The organism is Kitasatospora sp. NPDC057738 (assembly GCF_042798815.1).
GTDB lineage: Bacteria > Actinomycetota > Actinomycetes > Streptomycetales > Streptomycetaceae > Kitasatospora > Kitasatospora lactacystinica.
In genome coordinates this window covers 112,930-119,299 of sequence record NZ_JBHVJT010000019.1, presented here as the reverse complement: position 1 = coordinate 119,299, position 6,370 = coordinate 112,930, and the positions used below count along the sequence as shown (strand labels likewise).

General features: G+C 68.7%; 9 protein-coding genes and 1 pseudogene. 8 read left to right on the top strand and 2 right to left on the bottom strand.

Annotated features, from left to right (window positions below; all coding sequences use genetic code 11):
• Positions 1–22: 22 nt before the first annotated feature.
• The gene (locus tag ACFVGO_RS13460; RefSeq protein WP_359910691.1) at positions 23–460 is read right to left on the bottom strand and encodes an ATP-binding protein; all 438 of its coding nucleotides are present in this window, start codon (positions 458–460) and stop codon (positions 23–25) included.
• A gap of 103 nt (positions 461–563) precedes the next feature.
• A complete protein-coding gene (locus tag ACFVGO_RS13455; protein WP_359910694.1) occupies positions 564–1,052 on the bottom strand; it encodes an NUDIX domain-containing protein in 489 nt (162 codons plus the stop codon).
• A 333-nt stretch (positions 1,053–1,385) separates the two neighbouring features.
• Here ACFVGO_RS13455 and ACFVGO_RS13450 point away from each other — a divergent pair, with 333 nt between their 5' ends.
• The 8 genes and pseudogenes from ACFVGO_RS13450 (at position 1,386) to ACFVGO_RS13415 (ending at position 6,202) form a co-directional block, all read left to right on the top strand.
• Positions 1,386–2,291, top strand: coding sequence for a Scr1 family TA system antitoxin-like transcriptional regulator (locus tag ACFVGO_RS13450; RefSeq protein ID WP_359910697.1), 906 nt, complete (start codon positions 1,386–1,388; stop codon positions 2,289–2,291).
• A complete protein-coding gene (locus ACFVGO_RS13445; RefSeq protein ID WP_359910700.1) occupies positions 2,288–2,521 on the top strand; it encodes a DUF397 domain-containing protein in 234 nt (77 codons plus the stop codon). Before ACFVGO_RS13450 ends, ACFVGO_RS13445 begins: the two co-directional genes overlap by 4 nt.
• Positions 2,522–2,763: 242 nt before the next feature.
• Positions 2,764–2,904, top strand: a pseudogene (locus tag ACFVGO_RS13440) (DUF397 domain-containing protein); the annotation flags it as partial.
• Between the two features lie 170 nt (positions 2,905–3,074).
• On the top strand, positions 3,075–3,281 hold the full coding sequence (locus ACFVGO_RS13435; RefSeq protein ID WP_359910703.1) for a DUF397 domain-containing protein: 207 nt from the start codon (positions 3,075–3,077) through the stop codon (positions 3,279–3,281).
• 10 nt (positions 3,282–3,291) lie between these two features.
• Complete coding sequence (locus tag ACFVGO_RS13430) at positions 3,292–3,504, top strand: DUF397 domain-containing protein (protein ID WP_359910706.1); 213 nt, start codon at positions 3,292–3,294, stop codon at positions 3,502–3,504.
• A 151-nt stretch (positions 3,505–3,655) separates the two neighbouring features.
• The gene (locus tag ACFVGO_RS13425; protein WP_380631825.1) at positions 3,656–3,856 is read left to right on the top strand and encodes a DUF397 domain-containing protein; all 201 of its coding nucleotides are present in this window, start codon (positions 3,656–3,658) and stop codon (positions 3,854–3,856) included.
• Positions 3,857–3,866: 10 nt separating this feature from the next.
• Positions 3,867–4,079, top strand: coding sequence for a DUF397 domain-containing protein (locus tag ACFVGO_RS13420; protein ID WP_380631823.1), 213 nt, complete (start codon positions 3,867–3,869; stop codon positions 4,077–4,079).
• 371 nt (positions 4,080–4,450) lie between these two features.
• Positions 4,451–6,202: an alpha/beta fold hydrolase gene (locus tag ACFVGO_RS13415; protein WP_380631821.1), complete on the top strand. Its 1,752-nt coding sequence runs from the start codon at positions 4,451–4,453 to the stop codon at positions 6,200–6,202.
• The last annotated feature ends 168 nt before the right edge of the window (positions 6,203–6,370 follow it).

Sequence of the window (6,370 nt, the reverse complement as noted above, 5' to 3'; positions counted from 1 at the left end):
AGGTGCATGGGAGTTGGTGCTTTCAGGCGGTGACGAGGGCGGGGCCGGGGGTGGGGGCGATGTGGGCCCAGACGTACTTGCCGATGCCGCCGGGGAGGGAGGTGCAGCCCCAGCGTTCGGCCAACTTGTTGACGAGGAGCAGGCCGCGGCCGTGTTCGTCGTCGGGGGTCGGGGTGTGGAGGGTGGGGTGGTCGGTGCCGGCGTCGTGGACTTCGAGGCGCAGGCGGGAGCCGGTGACGGTGAAGCGGACCTCGATGTGGCAGTCGTCGGGGGCGTCGGAGTGCTGGACGGCGTTGGCGAAGAGTTCGCCGAGCAATAGTTCGGCGGTGTCGGCGTACCGGTCGCCGGAGGGCAGCCCGGAGAGGTAGGCCCGGAGCAAGTACCTGGCCAGCGGCGTGGACTCGGTACGGGAGTCGAGGCGCGCGACGAACATGCGGGGACGGCGGTGGGTTTTGAGCATGGGGGAGTACCTCAAGGGGTTGAACGCGTGCTGCTGAAGGAGGGGCCGGACCGTGCTCACGGAGGTCCGGCCCTGGGATGGTGCTGTCGGGCCGGGCGCTTGGTCAGCCGACCGGGACCGGGACGCCCCGGACGAGGAGGGGGAGGCCGTCGCCGTGCTCCCAGGCGTCCCAGGCGTCCTCGACACGGCGGCACTGATCGTCGGCCATGAGGTCGCGAAGCTGGTGACGGGGGACCCAGTGGAGGGCGCGGAGTTCTTCCGGGGGCTGGTGGTGGGTCACGGCGTTGGCCTGCTGGGCTGTGAGCATCCCGCCCGCGTAGACGAGGTTGAGGCCCTCGGGGAACTCGGCGGCGGGCATGTAGTCGATGGTGAGGACGGTGCGGAGGGGAAGGGCGAGGCCGGTCTCGGTTTCGAGGTGCCGGCGGGCCGCGAGGTGGGGGAGCTCGTCCTGCTCGGCGCTGCCGCCGGGGAGGATCAGGCCGTCCATGTAGACGGGGTCGACGAGGAGGACGAGCAGGTCGCCCGATCCGTCGGGGTTCTCGCGCAGGGCGAAGATCTGCTGACCCGACCGGCGGGCCGGGGGCTTGCTCATGATGCGGGTCCTGCTCAACTCGACTCCATATATGAGGACTTGAGAGTTCGCAGCGGCGCGCTTGGCTCGACTTCCCGTCGGTGCCGGGCGCGAACTCCACGGTCGGGTCGCAGTGGCTCGCACATGGGAAAACCTCGGCGAGCACGGCGATAGATGGATCACCAAGAGTGCCGAACTGGCCACTCTTGGTGAGCGTGCTGCTACAGTCTCGTACTCGGAACGGAATTGCAACATGTGTCATCACCGTCAATTGACGGTGGCGGCTATCTGGCGCCCATCGCTTGTGGGCGGCAGACTTGACGAGACGTCAGTGACTGCTGATAGGGGTGAGGCATGGACGAAGAGGCCACGAACGAAGAGCAGGACGAGCGCCCCTCCGGAGTGCCGTTCCTTCGACATCTCCTTGGCGGCCGGCTCCGCCGGATCCGCGAGCGCAACAAGCTCACCCGGGAACAGCTCGGCGATGCCCTCGGCCTGTCAGCCGCGATCGTCCGCCGCCTGGAGACCGGCCGGAACATCATCAAGGTCCACGATGTGAACTCATGGGTCACGCAGTTCAACCTGGACCAGGCCACCGCCGACTCCCTCAGGGCGATGGCCAAGGAGAGCAAGGAGCACGGCTGGTGGTCGGCGCTCGACGTTCACCCCTCGTTCGGCGCCCTCGTCGAGGCCGAGAAGCTCGCCAGGCTCGTCAGGAACTGGGAGCCGAGCATCATCCCGGGCCTGTTGCAGACCGCGGACTACACCGAGGCGGTCATCGCCAGCGCCCGGTTCCGGTGGAAGGATGACAATCCGCTGCCGATCGACAAGGCCGTTGAGCGCGCGGAGCGGCGCAAGCAGGTGCTTTTCGGGGAAGACCCGCCGAAGGCCTGGTTCATTCTCGGCGAGGCCGCGCTGCGGATGTGCGTCGGTGACGCCGACCTGATGCGCGCCCAAGTCGCGCACCTGATTGAGGTGTGCGCGTTGGACAACATCACGATCCAGGTCCTCACCGATAGCTCCGGCTACCACGTGGGAACCACTGGGCCGTTCGCCGTCTACCTGTTCAGTGACCTACCGGGTGACGGCGTGGCCTACGTCGAGCAGGACCTGACGTTCAAGGATCAACCGGCAAAGCTCGCCCGCCATAGCCGTCAGTTCGAGCTGCTGATGTCCCAAGCGCTCGACCCGCAGGCGACGCGGTCATACTTGCAGGCAACCCTGACGAACAGTGCGAGTTGGGGACAACTGAGAGGATGACCATGCACGACGGCACCGCCCTCGACCAGGGCGGCTACGGCTGGGCCAAGTCCAGCTACAGCAGCAGCGAGAACGGTAACTGCGTCGAGGTTGGGGTGACCCCGGCCGGCACCATCCCGGTGCGCGACACCAAGCAGCACCGGCGCGGCCCTGTCCTGGAGTTCACCCCCGCGGCGTTCCAGGCCTTCCTCGGGGCTGTCAAAGCGGGCGAGTTCCCGATTCAGCTGTAACGGGTGAATGACGGATGGGTGGACCCTGGCGAATCAGCCGCCGGGGTCCACCCATCCTCTTGCATACCACCCAGTTGCGACAATGAACGCAAGTAGCCCCCGCAACAATTCTGGCAAGCCCACCTCAACCGTCAACTGACGCATAGCCATCCTGTTGCGGGCAAGGCTGGCCGACGGCCAGCGCCCCAGCCCACGTGGAGGTGTCATGACCGACAGCACTACCGAGCCGTAGTGGGCAGTGTGTCGAGGTGGCTCCCAGCCTCACCGGCGTGGCTCCTGTCCGGGACTCCAAGGAACTCAGGGGCCCGGCTCTGGTTTTCCCGGCCGAGGCGTGGAAGTTGTTCGTCGCGGCTGTCCGCAGTGGCGAGTTCGGCGATGTCTGAGCCTGAGCTCGGAGGAGGCAGCGCCCGCTTTGGGGCGGCCAGCGGCATGGCGACACGTGGTCGATTGACCAGGGCCAGGCTGTGAAGAGGTAGTCAGGCGCTCGGCTGGGGTTGCCCCAGCCGAGCGTTTTTGTGTGAGCGGGGGAGGGCACGGAAGGGCTGTGAGCGCTATGGAACTCGACCCGGCCGGCGCCAGGTGGCGGAAGAGCACGTACAGCAACGGGCAGGGAGGCTGCATCGAAGTTGCAGACGGCTGCCCAGGTGTCATGCCGGTCCGAGACTCCAAGGACCCGAAGGGGCCTTCGCTCGTCTTCCCGATCGAAGCGTGGGAGTCGTTCGTTGCCGCTGTCCGCAGCGGCGAGTTCAGCGAAGTCTGAGAGGGGCATCATGGCCGACGGCGTAGATCTGTCCGGGGCTCGGTGGTTCAAGAGCAGTTACAGCAACAATGGCGGGTCTTGCGTCGAGGTGGCTCCCGGCTTCCCCGGCCTGGCTCCTGTCCGTGACTCCAAGGACCCCCAGGGCCCGGCCCTTGTCTTCCCGGCCGAGGCCTGGGTGTCGTTCGTTGCCGCTGTCCGCAGCGGCGAGTTCGGCGACATCTGAGGCGGGAGGCGGTCTCCGGAGACGTGGCGGCACGTGGTTGGTTGCCGTCCGATTCGAGGCTGTGAAGAGGTAGTCGGGCGCTCGGCTGGGGGTTGCCCCAGCCGAGCGTTTTTGTGCGCGCGGGGGAGGGCACGGAAGGGCTGTGAGCGCTATGGAGTTCGACCCGGCCGACGCCAGGTGGCGGAAGAGCACGTACAGCCAGCAGGGCGGCAACTGTGTCGAGGTGGATGATGCACATCCAGGCAGGGTCCGTGACTTCAAGGATCCTCAGGGCCCGGCGCTTGTCTTCCCGGCCGAGGCCTGGGTGTCCTTCGTCGCGGCTGTCCGCAGTGGCGAGTTCAGCGAAGCCTGAGAGGGGCGTCATGACCGACGGCGTAGATCTGTCCGGGGCTCAGTGGTTCAAGTCTTCCTACAGCGGCAACGGCGGACAGTGCGTCGAGGTGGCTCCCGGCTTCCCCGGCCTGGCTCCTGTCCGTGACTCGAAGGACCCCGACGGCTCAGCGCTCGTCTTCCCGGCCGAGGCCTGGATGTCGTTCGTCACCGCTGTCCGCAGCGGCGAGTTCGGCGACATCTGAGACGGGGGCGGTTTCGGGGGCATGGCGACACCTGGCCGGCGGGCCAGGGGCAGACCGTGAAGAGGCAGTCAGACGCTCGGCCGAGGTTCCTCGGCCGAGCGTCCTTGCGCGAGCCGGGGGGGGAGGGCGCAGCCACCACAGACGGTTCGTCGTCGGCAGCGCGGAGGTGGCCGGGTCTGTCACGGTCGGCACGATCCGCGACGGACGTCCCTGGCGGGGGAGATCGGCGCCGATCTGCCACCTGTCAAGCATCTTTGATCCTGAGTCACCTCTTCGAGTGAACCGAATCACGCGATGGCAGTACATGGAGGGGCCCGCATTGATCATGAATGCGCGCGACCTACCAAGCCACCGTGAAAGGCGTTCCACAGATGAGCATCTCCGAAGACGGCCCCACCCCCTTCACCGCAAGCCAGTTGACGAAGCTTCAGGATTCCGGCATCTATGCCTCGGGCACGCAGCTCTCGCCCGACGCCGTCAACCTGGCCGAGGCCCTTGTCGCCACGCTGGCGGGCTCCGCCGAGCAGCCGCTGCTGCCCGCCGAGCTGCAGGAACTCGTCACCCAGGTCCAGGCGAAGGCGACCATCGGCCTCCCGAGGATCACCGCGGACGACGGGGTGAGGCTCTCCGCGTTCACCATCCGGCTCAAGACCGACGAGCCGCGCCCGGTGGTCATCGTGCCGGCCGGGTGGACGCCGCTCGGCTGGACGCTCTTCACCTACCTGTACCTGCGCCTCGCACTGCGCGGCTACCACGTACTCGCCTACACCCCGCGCGGCATCGGCCAGACCTTCCCGATCCCCGGCGGCGGGTTCATCGACGCCCCGTTCACCTCCGGTGGCACCGTGGACGTGGCCGGCCCGTCCGACTGGGCCGACGGTTCCACGGTGATCGACTACGCGCAGCAGCACTTCGCCCCGAGCCGCGTCGCCTTCCTCGGCGAGTCCTACGGCTCCGGCATCAGCCAGCTGGTCGCGGCCCACGACCCGGCGGGACGCGTCGACGCGGTGGTGGCGCTCAGCACCTGGGGCGATCTGGCCGATTCGCTGTACCTCAACGAGACCCGGCACCTGGCCGCCGTCGACGCCCTGGTCGCGTTCACCGGCGGGCCGGAGGAGCGCAAGTTCGACCCGGCCACCCGCCAGATTCTCGCGGACTTCCGCGACGGCACCAACCTGGACGAGGTGGTGGCCTGGGGGAAGGAGCGCTCGCCCGCCTCCTACGTCGACCAGACCAACGCCCGCGGCATCCCGACGTTCTACTCCAACACCTGGCACGAGACGCTCTTCCCGGTCAACGAGGCCGTGGAGCACTTCGAGCGGCTGACCGTCCCCAAGCACCTGAACCTGTGGATCGGCGACCACGCCGCCCCCGAGGGTGCCGGGCTGACGGTCCCCGGCCCGAACGCCCCCGTCGACGAGGCCCTCGCCTGGCTCGACCACCACGTCCTCGGCGTCGCCAACGAGGTGCCCGGCTGGGAGCCGGTCAAGAGCCAGGTGATGTTCGAGCCCACCGTCCGCGAAAGCCGTGCGAGCTGGGCCGATGTGACCACGAGCACCGAGAGGCTGTACCTGGGCGGCGCGAAGGGCGGCCAGGACGGGACGCTCGGCACCGCCCCGGCCGCCGGGTGGAAGGCCTCGTTCACCACCGGCGAGCTCACCGAGGCCAAGGCCGTCGACGACCTGCTCACCACGGGCCGGCAGGAGTGGAAGGGCAACCCGAAGACCTACGCCACGGGCAAGTTCGACCGCCGCTACCTCGCCACCTGGACCTCCCCCGCCGGAGCCCGGCGCGTGCGCGGCATCCCGCGCGTCCAGCTGACCGTCACCCCCGCGGGGAAGAGCGCCACGCTGGTGGCCTACCTCTTCGACCTCGCCCCCGACGGCACCGCCCGCATCATCACCCACGAGCCCCTCACCCTCACCGAGGCCACGGCCGGCCAGGCCGTCCAGGTGTCGTGGAACCTTCAGGCAGCCGCCTACGACATCGCGGCCGACCACAAGCTCATGCTCGTGATCAACGCCAAGGACAAGCTCTACTCCGACGCCAACGCGCCCCTCGCCACCCTGACCGTGGGCTCCACCACCGGCACCGAGGCACACCTCGACCTGCCCCTCGGCTGATACCGGGCCCCGCGCACACCCGCCCGCCCCACCGCGCCCTCGTGCCCGCCCCGCCGCGCCCTGCGGCGGGGGGGGGGCGCCCGGCCCCCCCCCCCCCCCCCCCACCCCCCCCCAACCCAAAAACCGCGTCCCCCCTCCCCCCCACGGAGGAAACCCAACCCCTTTTCT

Bases quoted from the DNA above. Each gene is read 5' to 3' on its own strand.
- ACFVGO_RS13445 (WP_359910700.1), top strand. From the start codon at position 2,288: ATGACCATGCACGACGGCACCGCCCTCGACCAGGGCGGCTACGGCTGG.
- ACFVGO_RS13460 (WP_359910691.1), bottom strand. From the start codon at position 460: ATGCTCAAAACCCACCGCCGTCCCCGCATGTTCGTCGCGCGCCTCGAC.
- ACFVGO_RS13415 (WP_380631821.1), top strand. From the start codon at position 4,451: ATGAGCATCTCCGAAGACGGCCCCACCCCCTTCACCGCAAGCCAGTTG.
- ACFVGO_RS13420 (WP_380631823.1), top strand. From the start codon at position 3,867: ATGACCGACGGCGTAGATCTGTCCGGGGCTCAGTGGTTCAAGTCTTCC.
- ACFVGO_RS13430 (WP_359910706.1), top strand. From the start codon at position 3,292: ATGGCCGACGGCGTAGATCTGTCCGGGGCTCGGTGGTTCAAGAGCAGT.
- ACFVGO_RS13435 (WP_359910703.1), top strand. From the start codon at position 3,075: ATGGAACTCGACCCGGCCGGCGCCAGGTGGCGGAAGAGCACGTACAGC.
- ACFVGO_RS13450 (WP_359910697.1), top strand. From the start codon at position 1,386: ATGGACGAAGAGGCCACGAACGAAGAGCAGGACGAGCGCCCCTCCGGA.
- ACFVGO_RS13425 (WP_380631825.1), top strand. From the start codon at position 3,656: ATGGAGTTCGACCCGGCCGACGCCAGGTGGCGGAAGAGCACGTACAGC.
- ACFVGO_RS13455 (WP_359910694.1), bottom strand. From the start codon at position 1,052: ATGAGCAAGCCCCCGGCCCGCCGGTCGGGTCAGCAGATCTTCGCCCTG.